We start from the raw sequence: 251 nt of genomic DNA on the forward strand, positions 1-251 counted from the left end.
ACCGCTTGCTGGCGCGTCTTTTTCGGCTCGATAAATTTTTTCCCCAGGCCCAGCCTGCGTTTGCGGGCGATCTGCGATGGCATGGCCCGCCTTGGCACACTCCATGCGTTTGTACCTCCCGAGCGCAGCACAGATGCTCAACCCAAATGAACCAAAGTCCCAATCGCTCCCAAGGAGAACTGCCATGACTACCACCCTCGCCATCAAGGACCTGTCGGTCACCGAAGAACTCGACACCCGCGCCATGCGCG

It is taken from the genome of Cupriavidus sp. GW821-FHT02F09, from assembly GCF_059421605.1.